The organism is Allosphingosinicella sp. (assembly GCF_036403745.1).
Lineage (GTDB): Bacteria > Pseudomonadota > Alphaproteobacteria > Sphingomonadales > Sphingomonadaceae > Allosphingosinicella.
On record NZ_DASWQI010000073.1, the window covers coordinates 1 to 20,165 of the forward strand.

Annotated in this window: 21 protein-coding genes; 7 read left to right on the forward strand and 14 right to left on the reverse strand. The window is 69.5% G+C overall.

Annotated elements, in window-relative coordinates; translation table 11 throughout:
- Window positions 1-8 precede the first annotated feature (8 nt).
- Window positions 9-818: a division plane positioning ATPase MipZ gene (locus VGC56_RS14135; RefSeq protein ID WP_464125884.1), complete on the reverse strand. Its 810-nt coding sequence runs from the start codon at window positions 816-818 to the stop codon at window positions 9-11.
- 76 nt (window positions 819-894) lie between these two features.
- Here VGC56_RS14135 and panC point away from each other — a divergent pair, with 76 nt between their 5' ends.
- The 4 genes from panC to VGC56_RS14155 all read left to right on the forward strand — a co-directional run bounded on the left by panC (window position 895) and on the right by VGC56_RS14155 (window position 4,266).
- Window positions 895-1,743, forward strand: a complete 849-nt coding sequence (panC, locus tag VGC56_RS14140) for a pantoate--beta-alanine ligase (protein ID WP_464125886.1) — start codon at window positions 895-897, stop codon at window positions 1,741-1,743.
- Between the two features lie 64 nt (window positions 1,744-1,807).
- Complete coding sequence (locus VGC56_RS14145) at window positions 1,808-2,275, forward strand: RidA family protein (protein WP_464125888.1); 468 nt, start codon at window positions 1,808-1,810, stop codon at window positions 2,273-2,275.
- A 23-nt stretch (window positions 2,276-2,298) separates the two neighbouring features.
- Complete coding sequence (locus VGC56_RS14150) at window positions 2,299-3,873, forward strand: flavin monoamine oxidase family protein (protein WP_464125890.1); 1,575 nt, start codon at window positions 2,299-2,301, stop codon at window positions 3,871-3,873.
- Window positions 3,874-3,966: 93 nt separating this feature from the next.
- Window positions 3,967-4,266 (forward strand): hypothetical protein, encoded by a 300-nt coding sequence (locus VGC56_RS14155; protein WP_464125892.1) that lies wholly within the window; start codon window positions 3,967-3,969, stop codon window positions 4,264-4,266.
- 121 nt (window positions 4,267-4,387) lie between these two features.
- On the opposite strand, the gene VGC56_RS14160 is transcribed toward VGC56_RS14155, so the two are convergent.
- The 13 genes from VGC56_RS14160 to VGC56_RS14220 form a co-directional block, all read right to left on the reverse strand.
- Window positions 4,388-6,481 carry a S9 family peptidase gene (locus VGC56_RS14160; RefSeq protein WP_464125894.1) on the reverse strand — a complete coding sequence of 698 codons (2,094 nt, stop codon included), beginning with the start codon at window positions 6,479-6,481 and terminating at the stop codon, window positions 4,388-4,390.
- Between the two features lie 116 nt (window positions 6,482-6,597).
- The gene (locus VGC56_RS14165) at window positions 6,598-7,728 is read right to left on the reverse strand and encodes a GNAT family N-acetyltransferase (RefSeq protein ID WP_464125896.1); all 1,131 of its coding nucleotides are present in this window, start codon (window positions 7,726-7,728) and stop codon (window positions 6,598-6,600) included.
- Entirely contained in the window at window positions 7,725-8,459 is a 735-nt protein-coding gene (locus VGC56_RS14170) for a glycerophosphodiester phosphodiesterase family protein (RefSeq protein ID WP_464125898.1), read from the reverse strand. Before VGC56_RS14170 ends, VGC56_RS14165 begins: the two co-directional genes overlap by 4 nt.
- Window positions 8,431-8,895, reverse strand: a complete 465-nt coding sequence (locus tag VGC56_RS14175; RefSeq protein WP_464125900.1) for a RidA family protein — start codon at window positions 8,893-8,895, stop codon at window positions 8,431-8,433. The genes VGC56_RS14170 and VGC56_RS14175 overlap by 29 nt, the downstream gene beginning before the upstream one ends.
- Before the next feature lie 123 nt (window positions 8,896-9,018).
- Entirely contained in the window at window positions 9,019-9,291 is a 273-nt protein-coding gene (locus VGC56_RS14180; RefSeq protein ID WP_464125902.1) for a hypothetical protein, read from the reverse strand.
- A 14-nt stretch (window positions 9,292-9,305) separates the two neighbouring features.
- Complete coding sequence (locus VGC56_RS14185; RefSeq protein ID WP_464125904.1) at window positions 9,306-9,671, reverse strand: HesB/IscA family protein; 366 nt, start codon at window positions 9,669-9,671, stop codon at window positions 9,306-9,308.
- Entirely contained in the window at window positions 9,671-10,126 is a 456-nt protein-coding gene (locus tag VGC56_RS14190) for an SUF system Fe-S cluster assembly protein (RefSeq protein ID WP_464125906.1), read from the reverse strand. The genes VGC56_RS14185 and VGC56_RS14190 overlap by 1 nt, the downstream gene beginning before the upstream one ends.
- Window positions 10,123-11,331: a cysteine desulfurase gene (locus VGC56_RS14195; RefSeq protein ID WP_464125923.1), complete on the reverse strand. Its 1,209-nt coding sequence runs from the start codon at window positions 11,329-11,331 to the stop codon at window positions 10,123-10,125. The genes VGC56_RS14190 and VGC56_RS14195 overlap by 4 nt, the downstream gene beginning before the upstream one ends.
- A gap of 7 nt (window positions 11,332-11,338) precedes the next feature.
- Window positions 11,339-12,529: a SufB/SufD family protein gene (locus tag VGC56_RS14200; protein WP_464125908.1), complete on the reverse strand. Its 1,191-nt coding sequence runs from the start codon at window positions 12,527-12,529 to the stop codon at window positions 11,339-11,341.
- A complete protein-coding gene (sufC, locus tag VGC56_RS14205; protein ID WP_464125910.1) occupies window positions 12,526-13,377 on the reverse strand; it encodes a Fe-S cluster assembly ATPase SufC in 852 nt (283 codons plus the stop codon). Before sufC ends, VGC56_RS14200 begins: the two co-directional genes overlap by 4 nt.
- A gap of 2 nt (window positions 13,378-13,379) precedes the next feature.
- On the reverse strand, window positions 13,380-13,595 hold the full coding sequence (locus tag VGC56_RS14210) for a hypothetical protein (RefSeq protein WP_464125912.1): 216 nt from the start codon (window positions 13,593-13,595) through the stop codon (window positions 13,380-13,382).
- Window positions 13,592-15,064, reverse strand: a complete 1,473-nt coding sequence (sufB, locus tag VGC56_RS14215) for a Fe-S cluster assembly protein SufB (RefSeq protein WP_464125914.1) — start codon at window positions 15,062-15,064, stop codon at window positions 13,592-13,594. The genes VGC56_RS14210 and sufB overlap by 4 nt, the downstream gene beginning before the upstream one ends.
- Window positions 15,061-15,471: an RrF2 family transcriptional regulator gene (locus tag VGC56_RS14220; protein WP_464125916.1), complete on the reverse strand. Its 411-nt coding sequence runs from the start codon at window positions 15,469-15,471 to the stop codon at window positions 15,061-15,063. The genes sufB and VGC56_RS14220 overlap by 4 nt, the downstream gene beginning before the upstream one ends.
- A 63-nt stretch (window positions 15,472-15,534) precedes the next feature.
- On the opposite strand from VGC56_RS14220, the gene VGC56_RS14225 reads away from it, so the two are divergent.
- The 3 genes from VGC56_RS14225 to VGC56_RS14235 all read left to right on the forward strand — a co-directional run.
- Window positions 15,535-16,569, forward strand: coding sequence for a quinone-dependent dihydroorotate dehydrogenase (locus tag VGC56_RS14225; RefSeq protein WP_464125918.1), 1,035 nt, complete (start codon window positions 15,535-15,537; stop codon window positions 16,567-16,569).
- A 39-nt stretch (window positions 16,570-16,608) separates the two neighbouring features.
- Complete coding sequence (gene ggt, locus VGC56_RS14230; RefSeq protein WP_464125919.1) at window positions 16,609-18,378, forward strand: gamma-glutamyltransferase; 1,770 nt, start codon at window positions 16,609-16,611, stop codon at window positions 18,376-18,378.
- A gap of 23 nt (window positions 18,379-18,401) precedes the next feature.
- Window positions 18,402-20,165, forward strand: a 1,764-nt coding sequence (locus VGC56_RS14235) for an AMP-dependent synthetase/ligase (RefSeq protein WP_464125921.1), incomplete at its 3' end; no start/stop codon positions are given.

Below are 20,165 nucleotides of genomic sequence, written 5' to 3' on the forward strand. Positions count from 1 at the left end.
CCCCACCCTCAGCCGGCGAGGGCGGCTGTACGGGCCGGCGCGGCCGCGGGGCCGTTCTCGCTGGGAAGGGCGAAGCCGGCGATCATCTCGCGCAATTCCTGCCGCGCGGCGATGTGGCCGATGCCGACCTCGCCGAGATGCGGGAGGTCGAGCAGGGTCAGGCCCTTGGGGAATAATTCGCGGTAGATGACCCGCTCGCCGAGGCCCGGAATGACCCGGAAGCCGACCCGGCGGGAAAGCTCGCCCAGCGCCTCCCCGACGCGGCGCATGTTGCGCGCCTCGATATGCTGCATGCGATTCCTCAGCACGACCCAGTCGACGCTGGCGCCATGCGTCTTCGCGCGCTGGGTGCGGCTGTTCCAGACCAGCTCGGCATAGAAGCTCGGCCGGCGCACGCGGTACGTCTCGGCGTCGACCTGGCCGATGAGGTCCAGGTCGACGAAGCTGTCGTTGATCGGCGTGACCAAAGTGTCGGCGCGCAGCATCGCCTTGCGCGCATCGGGGTCGTCGCGGCCCGGCGTGTCGACGACGACGATGTCGGCCTCCGCGCCGATCCGGTCGAGCGCCGCGTCGATCGGCTCCCCCTTGGCCGGGTCGAACGTGTCGTAGAGCGGCATCGGCAGGTCGATGCCGAGCCGCTTCACCGTCTCGACGCGATTGTCGAGGTAGCGGCCCAGCGTGCGCTGGCGGGTGTCCATGTCGAGCGCGGCGACGCGGCGGCCGCTCGCGGTCAGCGCCACGGCGGCGTGGACGGCCGTCGTCGACTTGCCGGTGCCGCCCTTTTCGTTGGCGAACACGATGAAATGCGGCCCGGCCATTGCCCCTCTACCCTTGATTCCGACGGCGCCGCCTCGCAAGGCGGCCGCTTCGGGCTCTATCGGAGGCGGGGAAAGGGTGCAAATCGTCCGTGACGTAGCGAGCCTGCGCGAGGCCGTGGCGGCGCTGAGGGCCGATGGCGCCACCGTCGCCCTGGTGCCGACCATGGGCGCGCTCCACGCCGGCCACATGGCGCTGGTCGCGGAGGGGAAGCGCCGGGCGAGCCACGTCGTCGCCTCGATCTTCGTCAACCCGAAGCAGTTCGCGCCCAGCGAGGACCTCTCCACCTACCCGCGGCGCGAGGCGGGCGACGCGCGGATGCTCGACGAAGCGGGCTGCGCCCTGCTGTGGGCGCCGGGGGTGGAGGTCATGTATCCGGGAGGCTTCGCGACCAATGTGGGTGTCGCCGGCGTCAGCGAGCCGCTCGACGGCGCCGCCAGGCCCGGCCATTTCGACGGCGTCGCCACGGTGGTGCTGAAGCTGTTCAACCAGGTGCAGCCGGACGTCGCCCTGTTCGGCGAAAAGGACTACCAGCAGCTCGCCGTCATCCGCCGCATGGTGCGGGACCTGGACGTGCCGATCGAGATCGTCGGCGTCCCCACCCAGCGCGACGCCGACGGCCTCGCCCTCTCTTCGCGCAACGCCTATCTGACCGACGAGGAGCGCCGCGCCGCCCGCGCTCTCCCGCGTGCCTTGGGCGAGGCGGCGGCTGCGATCCAGGGGGGAGGCGACGTCGCCGACGCTTTGGCGTCAGCGCGCGACAAGCTCTCCAAGGCTCGGTTCGAGACCATTGATTATGTGGAACTGCGCGACGCCGGGACGCTGGCGGAGATGCGGGAACTCGACGCCCCCGCCCGGCTCCTCGCGGCGGCGAGGATCGGCCGCACCCGCCTCATCGACAATCTGCCGGTGACGCCGCCCGCCTGACGCGGGGTGGCCGCGCTCGTTCCTCCCGTGTAACGAGGCCCCGGGGGTGAGTCGCATGCGCGCATTGGCTGTTCTCGTTTGCCTGTCTCTCGCCGGCGCCGCCCACGCGCAGGCCGTTCGCCGCGTCGGTCCGGCCGAAGCGCCGATCGCCGCTGCAGTCGAGGTGCCGGCTGGAACTCGTACCGTCTATGTCAGCGGCAACACCCCTGACGTCGTCGACGCCAGTGCGCCTGCCGGCGGCGTCGCCCGCTACGGCGATACCGCCGCCCAGACTCGCTCCGAGTTGGCCAAGATCGAGAAGCAGCTCGCCGCCCTTGGCATGGGGCTTGGCGATGTCGTCATGATGCGCGTGTTCCTTGTCGCGCCGCCTGGCGCGCAGCGCATGGATTTCGCGGGCATGATGAGCGCCTACCGCGAGAAATTCGGCACCGCCGCGCAGCCCAACAAGCCGGCGCGCGCCACCATGCAGGTCGCCGGCCTTGTCGATCCCGGCTGGCTGGTCGAGATCGAGGTCACCGCCGCGCGCAAATAGGCGCTCAAACAGGAGAGACGCGCATGAGCCAGACCCGGCGGGACGTGCTGACGCAGCTGGGGGCCGCCGGCGGCGCCTCCGCGGTCTGGCTGGCGATGGAGGCGCTCGGCCTTGCCGCGGCCACCCCGGCCCATGCGGAGCGCTTCGCGCTCCCCGCCGGCAGCGGCCGCGGACGGGAAGTGGTCATCCTCGGCGCCGGTATCGGCGGTCTCGTGGCCGCCTACGAACTGCGCCGCGCCGGCTACCATGTCACCGTCCTCGAAGCGCGCGACAGGATCGGCGGCCGCGTCTGGACGATCCGCGGCGGCGACCGCGTCGAGCAGATGGGGCGGCCGCTGCAGCGCGCCGCCTTCGCCGCCGGCAATTACATGAACGCCGGCGCCGCGCGCATTCCGTCCAGCCACCGCCTGATCCTCTCCTACGCCCGCCGCCTCGGCGTGCCGATGGAGGTGATGGTCAATTGCAACCGCGGCGCCGGCTGGGACTTCGGCGGCCGCGTCATCCGCGAGCGGCAGGCGGTCAACGACATGCGCGGCCGCATCGCGGAGCTCCTCGCCAAGGCCATCGACACGAAGGCGCTCGACCAGGAGATGCCGAAGGGCGAGCTAGAGACGCTCCGCCAGTTCCTCGCCGCCTATGGCGCCCTCGATGAAAAGGGCCGCTACCAGCCGGACGGCCGCTCCGGCTTTTCGGAAGAGCCGGCCGGCTACGCCCATGCCGGCGTCCCGGCAAAGGCGTCGGCGGTGAAGGACCTGCTCAGCTCCCGCGGCGTCGTGCTGCCCTATCTGTTCGAGCAGATTTTCGACATGCAGGCGCCGATGCTGCAGCCGGTGGGCGGCATGGATGGCATCGCCCGCGCGCTCTACCGCGAAGTTCAGCCGAGCGTCCGCCTCGGCCGCCCCGTCACTGCCCTGCGGCGCGTCGGCGACCGGGTGCGGGTCCAGCACGGGCCGGACGGGCAGTGGATCGAGGCGGATTATTGCGTCTGCACGCTGCCGCTGCCGCTCCTCTCGAAGCTCGACGCGGATTTCTCGCCGGCCAAGAAGGCGGCGATGCAAGACGTGCCGTACCTCCCCAGCGTCAAGGTCGCCTTCGAGGCGCCGCGCTTCTGGGAGCAGGAGGATTTCCTCTATGGCGGCGTCGCCTGGACCGACCGGCTGAACGAGAACATCCTCTATCCGTCCGACCGCTTCCACGCGCCGACGGGCGTGCTCGTCGCCGCCTATGTCGCCGGCTGGACCAATCCCGACAATCCGCAGCATTTCGCCGGCCTCAGCCATGAGGAGCGGATCCGGATCAGCCGAGACTCCATCGAGGCGATGCACCCGGGCCGCTCGAAGCTTCTCACCAACCCCATCACCGTCGGCTGGGGCCTCACCCAATGGTCCGAAGGCGTCGGCGCGATCGGTCCCGACTGGGGCGATGCCCGCCGCGGCGCCCGGTACGCCGAATTGCTCAAGCCCGAAGGCCCGATTTTCTTCGCGGGCGAGCATCTCTCCTATGTCGGCCTGTGGCAGGAGGGCGCCGCCCTCTCCGCCCATGAGGCGCTGACGCTGCTCGCCTCGATGTCCGCCCAGAAGGGCAGGGGGCGAATTTAGCCCCGGCGAAGATGGTCACCGCGGCGTTAACCATTTGTTGGGAACCGCCGCCGCAAACAGGTCTCATAACAAGCCGCAACAGGGGCATTTGAAATGGGGAATAGCCTGAAATCCGCAGCCTTCCTTCTGGAAAGCTATTTGATGGATGCCGCCGGGGGGGACGCCAACGCCCTCTACGAGCTCGGCGTCGCTTACTCGACCGGCACCCACGGCACCGACGTCGACCTCGTCGAGGCGCACAAATGGTTCAACCTCGCGGCGCTGAACGGCAGCGAGCTCGGCCAGATGTGCCGCGCCGAGATCGCCGAGGAAATGAGCGCCCGCGAAATCGCCGAAGCCCAGCGCCAGGCGCGGGCGTGGCTCGCGGGCACCGGGATGCGCCGCGCGGCGTGAGTTAGGAAGAAGGGCCCACCCCTGGCCCCTCCCGGAAGATCCGGGAGGGGAGAAGTGGACACGGCGACCCTTTCACCCCCCTCCGGATTTCGGGGAGGCGCTAGGGGTGGGCTCATACCGCTTACTGACTCCGATTGCCCCCAGGAGCGTCCGCGATCGGCCCAGCCGCCGGCAACCCATTCTCATATTTCCGGAACCAGGCGATGATCGCGCCGGCCTTGGCGCCGGCCTGCGACGGCCGCGAGGCGATGCCGCCATGGCTGGCGCCGGGTACCTTGACCAAAGCCGTCGGCACGCCGCGGATCTGCAGCGCGGTATAATATTGCTCCGCCTCGCTGACGGGGGTGCGGTAATCCTCCGAGCCGACCACGACGAGCGTCGGCGTCTTCACATTCCCCACCAGCGACAGCGGCGAGCGCGCCCAGAAGGCCTGCGGGTCCTCCCATGGGAATTTGCCGAACCAGTAGCGGGAGAAGAAGCCGGGGGAGTCCGACGTCAGGGCGAAGCTCGCCCAGTCGATCACCGGCTTCTGCGCCGCCGCCGCCTTGAAGCGGTCGGTCTTGCCGACGATCCAGGCGGTGAGCACGCCCCCGCCCGAGCCGCCGGTGACGAACAGCCGGTTCGGGTCCACGTAACCCTGCGCGATCGCCGCATCGACCGCGGCCATGAGGTCGTCATAATCGTGGCCGGGATAAGCGTGGTGGATGAGGTTGGCGAACTCCTCTCCGTAGGAGGTCGAGCCGCGCGGGTTGGTCGAGAGCACAGCGTAGCCGGCGGCGGCGTAGAGCTGGTCGTCGGTCGAGAACCAGGGGCCGTAGGCGGAGAACGGTCCGCCGTGGATTTCGAGGATGAGCGGCACGCGCTGCCCCTCGCGCCATGACGGCGGCAGGGTCAGCCACGCGTCGACCGGGCGCTTGTCGTATGAGGTCACGGCGATCTTCCGCACCGGCCCCAGCGCCTTCGTGTCGAGCAGGTCCGCGTTCAGCCGGGTGAGAACCCGGGTGGCGCCGGCACGGGCGAGCGCGATATCGGGCGGCCGGTTCCACGCCCCGACCGTGGCGGCGACGCTGCCGTCCTTCGCGACGCTGAACCCGCCGCCGGTATAGGGCCGGTCGATCCCGGCGCCGGTGAGGTTCTCGGTCACGGGATGGATCGACCCGTCGAGGCCGATGCGCGCCACCTTGCGCACACCGCGATCGTCATAGTCGACGAAGACCGATCGGCCGTCGGAGGCCCAGACCGGGCTGGAGACGCTGCGGTCGAGCGAGGCGGTCAGCGCATGCGGGTTCCGGCCGTCGCGGTCCATCACGTAGAGGAGCGCGTTCTGGTAGCCGAGCTCACGGTCGTCGAAGCCGGTATAGGCGATCAGCCGCCCGTCCGGCGACACCGCCGGCTCCGCGTCCGGCCCCTTGCGGTTCGTCAGGGCGGCGATGTTCCCGGTGCCGACTTCGAGCGCATAGACCTCGCTGTTGACCGGATCGCGCTCCCAATTGGCGCCGCGATTGGCGGAGAAGACGATCGTCCGCCCGTCCGGCGTCCAGCTCAAGGGGCCATTGTCGTTGACCGAGCCGTAGCTCAACTGGCGCGGCGCGCCGCCGTCGGCCGAGACCAGGAAGATGTGGCTGAAGCCCGGCTTTAGATAGCCTTCCTCGTCGGTGCGGTAGGTGACGGCATTGTGCACTTCGAGCGGCGGCGCCCATTGCGCGCCCTCGGGCCGGTCCGGAAGCGAACCGAGGCGGAGCGGCTCGCCGGGCACGTGCATCACATAGGCGATCTGGCGCCCGTCCGGGGACCAGGCGATGTCCTCGGGCGATGTGGGAAGGCCGGTGATCCGCACCGACTGCCCCGTCTCCATCCACCGCACGAAGAGCTGCGCGCCGCCGCCCTCGCCGGTCGAGATGTAAGCAAGGCGGCGGCCGTCCGGCGACCAGCGCGGCTGCATGTGCGATCCGGTGCCGGCGACGAGCGGCGCCTGCTGGCCGGTGCGCGTGTCGACCAGCCAGATGGTCGGCCGCATCCGATCGGTCATGATGTCGCCCGAGCGGCGGACATAGGCGATCCGGGTGCCGTCGGGGCTGATTTGGGCGTCGCTCGCCGCTTCGAGGCTGAAGAGATCGCGCGCTTCGAAGGTGCGGGAGGGGCCGCTCGGCGCGGCGGCTGGGGCGGCGGAGAGCGCGGATACCGCAAGCAGAGCGGCGCAGAGCTTCTTGAGCATGCTTGTGGCCCCTTCAGTGTGTGTGTCGGGCTGGTCTTATGGCATGCGCCCGCACGGGTGAAGACGATTGCGACGCACCCGATATCCCCTCTCCCAAGAGGAGAGGGATATTTGCCTCACCCCTTTCGAAATGGCGTCATGGCGTCGAGCGCCTCGATCTCGTGGCCCACCGCCTCGCGCTCCCGCTCGAGGAAATCCGCGACGGCGCGGCGGAAGCCGGGGTCGGGGAGATAATGGGCAGAGAAGGTCGGCACCGGGCGGTAGCCGCGGGCGAGCTTGTGGGAGCCCTGCGCGCCGGCCTCTACGCGGGCGAGGCCGCGGGCGATCGCCGCCTCGATCGCCTGATAATAGCAGATCTCGAAATGGAGGTGCGGCACCTCGTCGATCGTGCCCCAATAGCGGCCGTAGAGGGTGTCGGCGCCGATCATGTTCAAGGCGCCGGCGATCGGCTGTCCATTCCGCAGCGCGAAGATGAGGAGGATGCGCTCCGCCATCCGCTCCCCCAGCAAGGAGAAGAAGCGGCGGGTGAGATAGGGGCGTCCCCATTTGCGCGAGCCGGTGTCCTGGTAGAATTCCCAGAACGCATCCCAATGCGCCTCGGTGATCGCCGCGCCGGTGACGTGCTCGACGGTCAGCCCCTCGATCGCCGCCGCCCGTTCCTTGCGCACCGTCTTGCGCTTGCGCGACGACAAGGCCGCGAGGAAATCGTCGAAGCTCTCATAGCCGTCATTGTGCCAGTGGAACTGGGTGTCGGCGCGGATCAGCCAGCCCGCCGCGTCGAACAGCGGCACTTCCTCCGCGGCGATGAAGGTGGCGTGGGCGGAGGAGAGGCCGTTCTGACCGACCACCGCCTCGGCCGCGCCGATCAGGCCGAGGGCGAGGTCGTCGCGCGCCGTCAGCAGCCGCCGCCCGGGCACCGGCGTGAACGGCACTGCGATCTGGAGCTTGGGATAATAATCGCCGCCCGCCCGCTCCCAGGCGTCCGCCCAGGCATGGTCGAAGACATATTCGCCCTGGCTGTGGCTCTTCACATAGGCCGGCATGACCGCGGCCGCCCGGCCGTCCTCGCCGTCGATGGCGAGCGGAACCGGCTGCCACCCGGTGCGCGCGGTGGCGCTCCCCGATTCCTCCAGGGCCAAAAGGAAGGCGTGGGTGGTGAACGGATTGTCGATGCCCGCGCACGCATCCCATTCGGCGGCGTCAAAGGCCGCGACGCCGCGGCCGATCCGCGCGACGAGATCGCTCACGCCGCCGGCTGCTCGAAGACGATCTGGTCGGCGTGCGCCGCCGCGCGGGCGCGGTCGTCGTCGGTCCGCACGGTCCAGGTGTAGACGGGCGTGCCGCCGAACCGGACCAGGGCTGCGACGTCGGACGGAAGGTCGCGAATGTCGTAGGCCAGGAAATCCGGCTTTGCGCGCCACAACGACAGGTTGCGCTTGATCCGCCCGAGCCGGCCGCTCTTGCCGTTCTCGGTGACGACGAGGCCGCGCAGCCGCTCGGGGCGGCGGCGCGCGAACCAGCGCCCGACTTCGGGATTGAACGACATGACGCCCACCGGCGCCAGATAGGGCGCGAGCGCCGCATCGACAGCCCCGCACAAAGCCCGCACGTGCCGGTCCGGCGACTTCACCTCGATGAGCAGGGGCGCCCGCGCGGCGATGAGCGCGAGGATCTCCGCGAGAGTCGGGATCGGCTCGTCCGTGCCCCGTAGGCGGATCGCCGCCAGCTCGTCGGCGCTGTGCGCGGCCACGTCGCCGTGTGCGTCCGTCAGCCGGTCGAGCTGGTAATCGTGGAACACCATGGCGACGCCGTCGCCGCTCAGCTGGACGTCGAGCTCGATGCCGAAGCCGGCCTCGATGGCCGCGGCGAAGGCGGCGCGGCTGTTCTCGATCCGCTCGCCGCCGTGGAGGCCGCGATGCGCGAAGGGCCTGGCGCCGAGCGCCTGGAGCTCAGCCTGCCTTGATTTCGACGATGGCATCGATTTCGACGGCGACGCCGAGCGGAAGCACCGGCACGCCGACCGCGCTGCGGGCGTGGCGCCCCGCCTCGCCGAACACCTCGGCCATCAGTTCGGAGGCGCCGTTGGCGACCTGGGGCTGGGCGGTGAAGTCGGCAGCGCTGTTGACGAACACGCCGAGCTTCACGACGCGCTGCACGCGGTCGAGGCTGCCGAGCGCCTTTTTCATTTGGGCAAGGAGCATCAGGCCGCAGGCGCGGGCGGCGCGCTGGCCATATTCGAGATCGCGATCCTCGCCGAGCCGCCCCACCATCCGCTCGCCATCCTCCATCGAGACCTGGCCGGAGATGTGGAGGAGGTTGCCGGTCAGCACGGTCGGCACGTAGGCGGCGACCGGCGCAGCGGGTTCGGGAAGCTCGATGCCGAGTTCGGCGAGGCGGGAGTCGATGGAAGCCATGGCTGCGGCGCTAAGCACCGCGGCAGGAGCGTGGTCAAGCCTCTGGGCTTGTCGACACCCTGCGCTTCTCTTCTCCGGCGAAGGCAAAGGAGGCAGGATTTCGTTCCGCCCCCCGCGAACGGGTCAGTCGGTGATGTAGGCGCCGGGCCGGAAGATGTCGGCGAGGAAGTCCTGGCCGCCCGGGGAGGCGTTGATCTGCTGGAGGAACTGGATGGTCTTCAATGCCGCGCCGGAGAAATGCCAGCCGCAGCTGTGGAAGGTGCAGCGCTCGAACTTCGGATGCTCGCCGCCGCTATAGACCAAAGACGCCTCGTTGAAGGTGCAGTCGGTAAAGGTCTGGCCGTCGGTTTCGAGCTGGTCGGCGGCGGTGAAGGTCTGGTTCTTCGTCTCGGTCAAGTCGGTCTCCGCAATCAGACGGTGAAGCTCTCGCCGCAGCCGCAGCTGCCCTTGGCGTTGGGATTCTCGAACACGAAGCCGGCCGTGAAATCGTCCTCGCGCCAGTCCATGACGCTGCCGATCAGGTAGAGGACGGACGCCGCGTCGATGAAGAAGGGCCCGGCGGGGGTGTCAATCCGCTCGTCGAAAGGCTGGGCCTCGGACACGAACTCGACCGAATAAGCCAGGCCCGAGCAGCCGCGTCGCGGCGTCGACAGCTTGACGCCGACCGTGCCCTCGGGCGCCTTCGCCATCAGCGCCGCGACCCGCGCCTCGGCCGCCGGGGTGAGCGTGAGCGCCGCCGGGAGGGGGCGGCGGGCGGTGGTGGTCGTCGTGGTCATCACAGCATTCCCAGTTCGAGCCTGGCCTCGTCGGACATCTTCTCCGGGTCCCAAGGCGGGTCCCAGACGAGTTCGACCTCCGCGTCGCCGACGCCCGGGACGGCCCCGACGCGCAACTCGACCTCGCCGGGCATGGATTCGGCGACGGGGCAGTGCGGGGTGGTCAGGGTCATCTTCACCTTGGCATGGCGCTCGGGCGTGATCTCGACATGGTAGATGAGGCCGAGATCGTAGATGTTGACCGGGATTTCCGGGTCGTAAATGTCCTTCAGCGCCTCGATCACGGCTTCATAAAGGTCGCCGCCGGGCGTTTCCGCCGCGGCGTCTGGCGCCTTCGCCTTGAGAAAGCCTTCGAGATAGTCGCGCTTGCGCTCGAAGACGTCGGAGACGCGCGCCTTTGGCGGCGGCGCGACGGCGTCCACTTCCTCGGTTTCGATCCTGCGTTCCTCGTTCACCCGAAGATCCTTCGTACCCGTTCGATGCCGGCGACCAAAGCCGCGATGTCCTGCGGCCCGTTATACACCCCGAAGCTCGCGCGCGCGGTCGCGTCCACTCCCAGATGCGCCATCAGCGGCTGGGCGCAATGGTGCCCGGCGCGGATCGCGACCCGGCTCTCGTCCAATATGGTGCCGACATCGTGGGGATGCACCCCCTCGACCGCGAAGCTGACGATGCCGGCGGCGTCGTCGGGGCCGAACAGGCGGACGCTGTTGAGGCCTGAGAGCGCTTCCCGGGTTTCCCGCACCAGCGCACCTTCGTGGGCGGCGATCGCGTCGAGACCGATGGCGTCGACATAGTCGATCGCGGCGGCGAGGCCGAGGACGCCGACGACGTGGGGCGTTCCCGCCTCGAAGCGCGCCGGGGGTGGGGCGAAGGTCGTCTTCTCGAAGGTGACCTTGTCGATCATGGCGCCGCCGCCGTGCATGGGGGGCATGGCGTCGAGAAGCTCGCCGCGGCCCCACAGCACGCCGATGCCGGTCGGGCCGTAGAGCTTGTGCGCGGAGAAGACGTAGAAGTCGCAGCCGAGCGCCGCGACGTCGACCGGCATGCGCGGCACCGCCTGGCAGCCGTCGAGAAGGAGCAGCGCGCCGACCTGGTGGGCGATCTCCGCCGCGCGGCGGGCGTCGAGGACGGAGCCGAGCACGTTGGAGACATGGGCGAGGCCGACGATGCGGTGCCGCTCGGTCAGCATCGCGGCCATTGCGTCCAGATCGATGCGGCCGTCGCTCGTGAGCGGCGCGACGTCGATCACGGCGCCGGTGCGATCGGCGATCAGCTGCCAGGGAACGATGTTCGAATGATGCTCGAGCACCGACAGCATGATGCGGTCGCCGGGCTTGAGGAACGTCCCGCCCCAGCTCTGCGCGACGAGGTTGATGCCTTCGGTGGCGCCGCGGACGAAGACGATCTCTTCGGGGGCGCGGGCGCCGATGAACGAAGCCGTCCGCCGCCGCGCCGCCTCGAAGGCGAGCGTCATGTCGGCCGAGCGCTGATACACGCCGCGGTGGACCGTGGCGTAGGTCTCCGCATAGCCGCGGGCGATGGCGTCGATCACCGGCCGCGGCTTCTGGGCGGTGGCCGCGGTGTCGAGATAGGCCCAGCCCGCGGGGATGGCGGGGAAGTCGGCGAGACGGTCGAGGGGACGGGCGGAAACCGGCATGTCCATCTCACCCCTCCCCTTCAGGGGAGGGCCCGGGGGTGGGGCCTGTCGGAGAGGCGGAGTGGTCGTTTACATCCCCCACCCCAACCCCTCCCCTGAAGGGGAGGGGCTTTAGAGGGGTGAACCAGGCCTCGACATCCGCGCCGAAGGCGTCGCGGACGGCTTCCTCGCCTACCCGCGCGATCGCATCGCCGAGGAAGGCGCGGGTGAGGAGGGCCTTGGCGTCGGCGGGGGGGATGCCGCGGCTGGCCATGTAGAAGAGGGCGTCGCGGTCGAGTTCGCCGACGGTGGCGCCGTGGGCGCATTTGACGTCGTCGGCGAAGATTTCGAGCTCGGGCTTGGCGTTGATCGTGGCGCTGCGCGAGAGGAGCAGGCCCTTCAACGACTGCTCGCCGTCGGTCTTCTGCGCGCCGCGCGCGACCTCGACCCGGGCGGCGACCGAGCAGATCGCGCGGTCGTCGGCGACGGAGCGCCAGAGCTGGCGGCTGGTCCCGCCCGGCATGTCGTGGCGGACGACGACATTGGCGTCATGACGCCCGCTCCCGCGGGCGAGGAGGGCGCCGCCCGCTTCGGCATAGGCCCCTTCGCCGGCGAGGCGGATATGGCCGTCGATCCGGGTGTCGGCACCGCCGGCCGCGAGATTGGTCATGGTGAGGCTGGCGCCTTCGCCGACCGTGGCGCGGTCGGTGAAGCTTGCAAAGCCCGCGCTTGCGAGCACCCGCCGCGCCAGCATCAGCCGGGCGCCGCGATAGAGAATGATGCCGGTCAGCCGGTTCGCCCAGCCTTCGCCGACATAGGTTTCGACGATGGACGCCTGGGCATCCTCGTCGAGGGCGATTTCGGCCGCGAGATGGTCCGCGCCCCCGGTCGAGACGTGGACGATCTGGACCAGGCCGAGCGGCGCATGGTTTGCGGCGAGCCTCAGCCTCCAGCCGCGGCGCCCGGCGAGGCGGCCCAGCGGATGGTCCGGCGCCTCGGCGGCGACGGCGCCGATTTCAACGGGGCCAAGGTCGCTCTGCTCGCGGACCAGGGCGCCGTCGACGAACAGCAGGCGCGGTCCAGAGAGGGCGCAATCGATCCACGGCAGCGCCTCGGGCGCGCCGCCCTGCGCCGGGCGCGCGGCGATCTCGGGCAGCGCCGAAAGGTCGCTCCAGCGCCAGGCTTCGTCGCCCCGCGAGGGAAGGTCGAGCAAGGTCACGCGGCCACCTGCGCATAGCCTTCGCGCTCGAGCTCGTGGGCCAGCTCCGGTCCGCCGGAGCGGACGATGCGGCCGTCGGCGAGGACGTGGACGAAATCGGGCACGACGAGGTCGAGCAGGCGCTGATAGTGGGTGATGAGCAAAACCGCCTTGTCGGGCTTGCGCATGATCCGGTTGATGCCGTCCGCAACGACGCGCAGCGCATCGATGTCGAGGCCGCTGTCGGTCTCGTCGAGGATGGCGAGGCGCGGGTCGATGATGCCCATCTGCACCATCTCGTTGCGCTTCTTCTCGCCGCCGGAGAAACCGACGTTCACCGGCCGCTTCAGCATGTCCATCGAGACGCCGAGCGCGTCGCCCTGCTCGCGCGCCAGGCGCAGGAAATCGCCCGCCGACATCTCCGCCTCGCCGCGCGCGCGGCGCTGGGCGTTGAGCGCAGTGCGCAGGAACTGGACGTTGGAAACGCCTGGGATCTCGACCGGATATTGGAAGCCGAGGAAAAGCCCGGCGGCGGCACGTTCGTCCGCTTCCATGGCGAGGAGGTCGACCCAATTCTCCTCCATTCGCCCTGAGCCTGTCGAAGGGCTGCCCTTGTCTGTCTCGTCGGCGGGGGAAGGTAAGGACAGGGCTTCGACAGGCTCAGCCCGAAGGGGATTGGGGCGGAACCTGACTGAGCCCTCCGTCACCTCATAGCCCTCGCGCCCGCCGAGCACGTAGCCGAGCGTCGACTTGCCCGCCCCGTTCGGCCCCATGATCGCATGCACCTCACCCGCATTCACCGCGAGGCTGAGGCCCTTCAGGATCGGCTTGTCGGCGACCGTGGCGTGGAGGTTGTTGATTGTCAGCATTTTTACGCCTGATAGGAATTGATGAGTTCTTTGAGCTTTTCAGCGAGCCGGCGAGCTGACTCCACCGTCAGTACGACGATGGTGTCTTGATCGTCGTCCCACCCCCGCTCTTGGCGAATGGTGATGTTGCCATACTGGTTGATGTAGGCGGCGACGCCTTGGACGCTGTGTTGCACGATATCCTCGTTGGCGGCGCTCCACTCGAAATCATCGCTCATCCCACGCTCCCCTCCAGCGAAATCCCCAGCAGCTTCTGCGCTTCGACGGCGAACTCCATCGGGAGCTGCTTCAGCACTTCGCGGGCGAAGCCGTTGACGATGAGGGCGACGGAATCCTCGCGGCTGAGGCCGCGGCTCATCGCGTAGAAGAGCTGGTCGTCGCTGATCTTGGAGGTGGTCGCCTCGTGCTCGATCTGGGCGCTGGGGTTGCGGACTTCGATGTACGGGACGGTGTGGGCGCCGCACTGGTCGCCGAGCAGCAGGCTGTCGCACTGGGTGAAGTTGCGGACGTTCTCGGCGTTGGCGAGGACGCGGACCAGGCCGCGATAGGTGTTGTTGGAGCGGCCGGCGCTGATCCCCTTCGAGATGATCGTCGAGCGGCTGTTCTTGCCGATATGGATCATCTTGGTGCCGGTGTCGGCCTGCTGGCGGTTGTTGGTCAGCGCGACCGAATAGAATTCGCCGACGCTCGCCTCGCCCTGGAGGATGCAGGACGGGTATTTCCAGGTGATGGCGGAGCCGGTCTCGACCTGGGTCCAGCTGATCTTGGAGCGGGCGCCGCGGCAGGCGCCGCGCTTGGTGACGAAATTGTAGATGCCGCCGCGGCCTTCCGCATCGCCCGGATACCAGTTCTGGACGGTGCTGTACTTGATTTCGGCGTCGTCGAGCGCGACCAGCTCGACCACAGCGGCGTGGAGCTGGTTCTCGTCGCGCATCGGGGCGGTGCAGCCCTCCAGATAGGACACATAGCTGCCCTTGTCCGCAACGATCAGGGTTCGTTCGAACTGGCCGGTATTGGCCGCGTTGATGCGGAAATAGGTGCTGAGCTCCATCGGGCAGCGCACCCCTTCGGGGATGTAGACGAAGGTGCCGTCGGAGAAGACCGCGCTGTTCAAGCAAGCGAAGTAATTGTCGCGCTGGGGGACGACCGAGCCGAGATATTTGCGGACCAGCTCCGGATGCTCGCGCACGGCTTCCGAGATAGAGAGGAAGATGACGCCGGCGCGGGACAGCTCCTCGCGGAAGGTGGTGGCGACGGAGACGCTGTCGAACACCGCGTCGACCGCGACCTTGCGCGCGCCCTCGACGCCGGCGAGGACCTTCTGCTCCTCGATCGGGATGCCGAGCTTCTCGTAGGTGCGGCGGATCTCGGGGTCGAGCTCGTCCAGGGAGGCGAGCGTCGGTTTCGCCTTGGGCTCGGCGTAATAATAAGCGTCCTGGAAATCGATGGCGGGGATGTCGAGCTTGGCCCAGCTCACCTCCTCCATCTCCAGCCAGGCGCGATAGGCCTTGAGGCGCCACTCCAGCATCCATTCCGGCTCGTTCTTCTTGGCCGAAATGAACCGGACCGTCTCTTCGCTCAGCCCCTTGGGCGCGAAATCTTGCTCGATGTCGGAGGTGAAGCCCCATTCGTAGGAGGAGGCGCGATCGACGGCGTCCTGCGCCTCGCGGTTGCGGACTTCGCTCATTTCGCCGTCTCCGAAAGGACGGCGAGGCTGACTCCCTGCAGCGCGCCGCGGACCGCGGTATTGGCGGCGTTGAGGTGCGGTTTCACCCGGCAGCTACGCTCCAGCGCGCAATCGTAGGACGTGCCCTCGATGCAGTTGGTCATCGCGATCGGGCCTTCGACCGCCTCGATGATGTCGGCGAGGCTGATCCCCTGCGCCGCGCGGGCGAGGGTGAAGCCGCCGCCGGTACCCCGCGCCGAGGTGAGGAGGCCCGCGCCCGCCAGCCGCCCCATCAGCTTCTGCGCGGTCGGCAGCGGCACGCCGGTCTCGGCCGCGAGGAGGCCCGCGGTGAGGCGTGCGCCGGCGGGATGACGGGCGGCGGCGGCCATCATCACGACGGCATAATCGGCGAGGCTGGTGAGGCGCATGGGTCCAATCGGAGTGAATCGGTCGGATTGCATGTGTGTCAGCAGCCATGCATTTGCAACCCCGTGTATTCGCTGCTGCGCCCCGCTCTGTTCACGCTCGATGCGGAGCGGGCGCACCGGCTGACGATCGCGGCCCTGAAGCTGTGGCCGCGGCATGCGCCGGCCGCGGCTGACCCGGTCCTTGCCACGACCTTGGCGGGTCTCGCCTTTCCCAACCCGGTCGGCCTGGCCGCGGGCTTCGACAAGGATGCCGAGGTGTTCCGGCCGATGCTTGGACTTGGCTTCGCATCGGTCGAGGTTGGGACGCTGACCCCGGTGGCGCAGGCGGGGAATGCGAAGCCGCGGCTGTTCCGGCTCGCCGAGGATCGGGCCGTGATCAACCGCATGGGGTTCAACAATGGCGGCCAGGCGGCGGCGAAGGCGCGGCTGGCGGGGCGGGGGCCAGGAGGGGGGATCGTCGGCGTCAATATCGGCGCCAACAAGGATTCGAGCGACCGGATCGCCGATTATGCCGCGGGCGTTCGTGCGCTGGCGCGGGTGGCGGACTATCTCACCGTCAACATTTCCTCGCCGAACACGCCGGGGCTGCGGGCGCTGCAGGGCAAGGGCGCACTCGAAGAGTTGCTGGCGGCGGTGCGGGAGGCGCGCGGGCCGGCGGGACCGCCGGTCTTTTTGAAGGTGGCGCCGGATCTGACGGCCTCCGACATCGACGACATCGCGGCCGTGTCGGGCGCGCACCGCATCGACGCCCTTATCGTCTCGAACACGACGGTATCGCGGCCGCCGCTGCGTTCGCGCCATAGCGGCGAGGCAGGCGGTCTGTCGGGTGTGCCGCTGCGGGATCTGGCGCTCGAGCGGCTGCGCGACTTCCGGCGCGCAACGGGCGGGGCGATGCCGCTGATCGCCGCCGGCGGGATCGCGAGCGGGGTGGACGCCTATGCGCGGATTCGTGCGGGTGCGAGCCTGGTCCAGCTCTACACCGGCCTGGTCTACGAGGGGCCGGGGCTGGCGCGGCGGATCTGCCGGGAATTGAAGGCCTTGCTGGCCCGCGACGGTTTCGCCAGGCTCGACGAGGCGGTCGGCAGCGCCGCGGCTTAGGCCTTGCGGCGGCGGCGCGGGCGGCTAGTGTCGCGCGCGATGTCGAATAGGCCCCTCCGGCGCTTGGCGCCCCTCCTGCTTGCCGCTTTGTTCGTGACCGCGGCGCCCGCCCCGGCCCGCCCCGCGGCCCACCCGAAAGGTCCGCAGGGCGAACCCGGCATGGTCTCCGCCGCCGATCCGCGGGCTGCCGCGGCCGGCGTCGAGATCTTGCGCAAGGGCGGCAGCGCCACGGACGCCGCCATCGCGACGATGCTGGCGCTGAACGTGGTCGAGCCGCAGAGCTCCGGCATCGGCGGCGGCGCCTTCATCGTCCGTTACGCGGCTGCGACCGGGCGAACCGACACGATCGACGGCCGCGAGGCGGCGCCCAAAGCGGCGGACGGCCGCTGGTTCTATCGGCCGGACGGCACCCCGCTCAGCCATTCCGAAGCGATCCCCGGCGGCCGCAGCGTCGGCGTGCCCGGCACGATCCGGGCGATGGCGCTGGCGCACCGGACGGGTGGGCGGCTCCCCTGGGCGGCCCTGTTCCAGCCGGCGATCCGGCTCGCGCGCGGCGGGTGGGTGCTGAGCCCGCGCTTCGTGCCGATGGCGCGCATGTCGACGGGGCTCCTGGATCCGGGCGCGGCGCGGATATTCCTCGGGCCTGACGGGCAGCCCCTCCCGGCCGGGACGCGGGTGCGGAACCCCGACCAGGCCGCGTTGTTCGAGCGGATCGCGCGGACCGGGCCGGAAGCCTTCTACGCGGGTGAGGCGGCGAAGATCGTGGCGACCGTCAACGGCGCCGCGCGCAACCCGTCGAAGATGAATGTGGCCGATCTCGCCGCCTATCAGGCGAAGCCGCGGCCGCCCGTCTGCGCCACCTATCGGGCGTACAAGGTGTGCAGCATGGGGCCTCCATCGTCGGGCGGGATTACGGTGCTGATGATCCTGAAGCAGCTCGAGCGGTTCGACATGGCGGCGCTCGGGCCGCGCTCGCCGCAGGCCTGGCACCTGTTCGCCGAATCCTCGCGCCTCGCCTACGCCGACCGCGACCTTTACGTCGGCGATCCGGACTATGTGCATGTGCCCGTCGCCGGGCTGCTCGACCCCGCCTATCTCGCCTCCCGCTCGGCGCTGATTTCGCCGGACCGGTCCATGGCCCACGCCAGCGCAGGCACCCCTCCGGGTGCGCCGCAGCGGCTGCGGGTGCCGCCGGGGGAGCGGGCGGGCACCACCGACCTCGTGGTCGCCGACCGCGCCGGCAATGTCGTCGAGGTGACAACGACGATCGAGAGCGTGTTCGGCTCCGGCCTGTCCGTCGACGGGACGATCCTCAACAACGAGCTGACCGACTTCGACATCGTGCCCGAGAAGGACGGCTACCTTGCCGCCAACCGCGTCGAGGGCGGCAAGAGACCGAGGAGCTCGATGGCGCCGACCATCGTCTATGGGCCCGACGGCAAGGTGCGCATCGCGCTCGGCGCAGCGGGCGGATCGACGATCATCGCCCAGGTCGCCAAGGCAATCGTCGCGGTGCTCGACTGGAAGATGCCGGCCCAGCAGGCGATCGGCCTCGGCCTCCTCTATGCGCCCGGCGACACGGCGGTGGCGGAGAAGGGGACGCAGCTGGAGGCGATGGCGCCGGCGCTGCGGGCGCTGGGCCAGAACGTCCAGGTCGCGCCGCTGGGCCTCAAGGCGAATGCCATCGAGCGGGTGGGTGGCCGCTGGGTCGGCGCGGCGGACCCGAGGAGCGAGGGCGTCGCGATCAGCGAGACGGGGGCGGTCAGCCGCATAGAGCGGGCGGGAGCGCAGCAGCGGCCGCCGGAATGAGCGTGAACGAGGGGGGCACTGATATGCGGGCGTTCGAGCATTTCCCGAACCTCCTTACCATGTTCTTCACCCGGGCCGCGGAGAAAGGCGACGCGCCCTTCCTGTGGGCGAAGAAGGCGGGGACGTGGCAGCCGACCAGCTGGCGCGAGGCGGCCGAGACGGTGTCGCGGCTGGCGCAGGCGCTCAAGACGCTCGGCCTGCGGCGCGGCGACATGGTGATGCTGGTCAGCGAGAACCGGCCGGAATGGTGCATCGCCGATCTCGCTGTGATGGCGGCGGGCTGCGTGACGGTGCCGACCTACACGACCAACACCGAGCGCGACCACCAGCACATCCTCGACGACAGCGGCGCCAAGGCGGTGATCGTCTCGACCCAGAAGCTGATGAAGACTGTGCTCCCCGCCGCCCAGCGCACCTCCGGCTGCGAGCATGTCATCGGCATCGAGGCGCTGCCGGCGGGGCAGACCAGCAACATCCAGTTCCACGACTGGTCCGCGCTCATCGCGGCGGAGACGGCGGACGTCGCCGCCACCGCCGCGGCGTGCGATTTCGGCCGCGCCGACCTCGCCTGCCTCATCTACACGTCCGGCACCGGCGGCGCGCCGCGCGGGGTGATGCAGCCGCACGGCGCGATCCTTCACAATGTCGAGGGCTGCCTCGAGGTTATCAGCGAGGATTTCGGCTGGGAGGAGGAGGTGTTCCTCTCCTTCCTCCCCGCCAGCCACGCCTACGAGCATACCGGGGGCCAGGCCTTCCCGATCGGCCTCGGCGCGCAAATCTATTATGCGGAGGGGATCGAGAAGCTCGCCTCGAACATCGAGGAGACGCGGCCAACGATCATGGTGGTGGTGCCGCGTCTGTTCGAAGTGCTGCGCGCCCGCATCCTCAAGCAGATCGAGAAGCAGGGGAAGCTCAGCCAGTATCTGCTGAAGCGCGCGCTTCGCATCGCCCAGAAGGAAATGGCGGGCGGGATTCCGCTGTGGGACCGTCCGATGGACCTTTTCCTCGCAAAGACGCTGCGGCCCAAGGTCGGCGCGCGCTTCGGGGGACGGATCAAGGCGATGGTGTCGGGCGGCGCGCCGATGAACCCGGAGGTGGGCATCTTCTTCCACGCCCTCGGCCTCACCTTCCTGCAGGGCTACGGCCAGACCGAGGCGGCGCCGGTGATCAGCTGCAACCGCCCGAAGGCCGGCATCCGCCTCGATTCGGTGGGGCCGCCGCTCAAGAACACCGAGGTGAGGATCGCCGAGGACGGCGAGATATTGGTGCGCGGCGAGCTCGTCATGACCGGCTATTGGCGCAATCCGGGGCTGACCGAGCGGACGGTGATCGGCGGCTGGCTCCACACCGGCGACGTCGGCCATATCGACGACAAGGGCCGCATCGTCATCACCGACCGCAAGAAGGACCTCATCATCCTCGACAAGGGCGACAATGTCGCGCCGCAGCGGGTCGAGGGGATGCTGACCCTGCAGCCGGAGATCGCTCAGGCCATGGTGTCAGGCGACCGGCGCCCTTATCTGGTCGGCCTGATCGTCCCCGAAGCCGACTGGATGGCGGATTGGGCGAAGGCGAACGGCAAGCCCAACAATTTCGACGCGCTGCGAGAGGATCCGGCGTTCCTCCGCGACCTCGGCGCGGCGGTCAGCCGGGTGAATGCGCAGCTCTCGGTGATCGAGAGGGTGCGCCAGTTCATCCTCGCCGATACGCCGTTCACGGTCGAGAACGAGCAGCTCACGCCGTCGGTCAAGATCCGCCGCCACGTCCTCCGCGAGGTTTATGGCGAG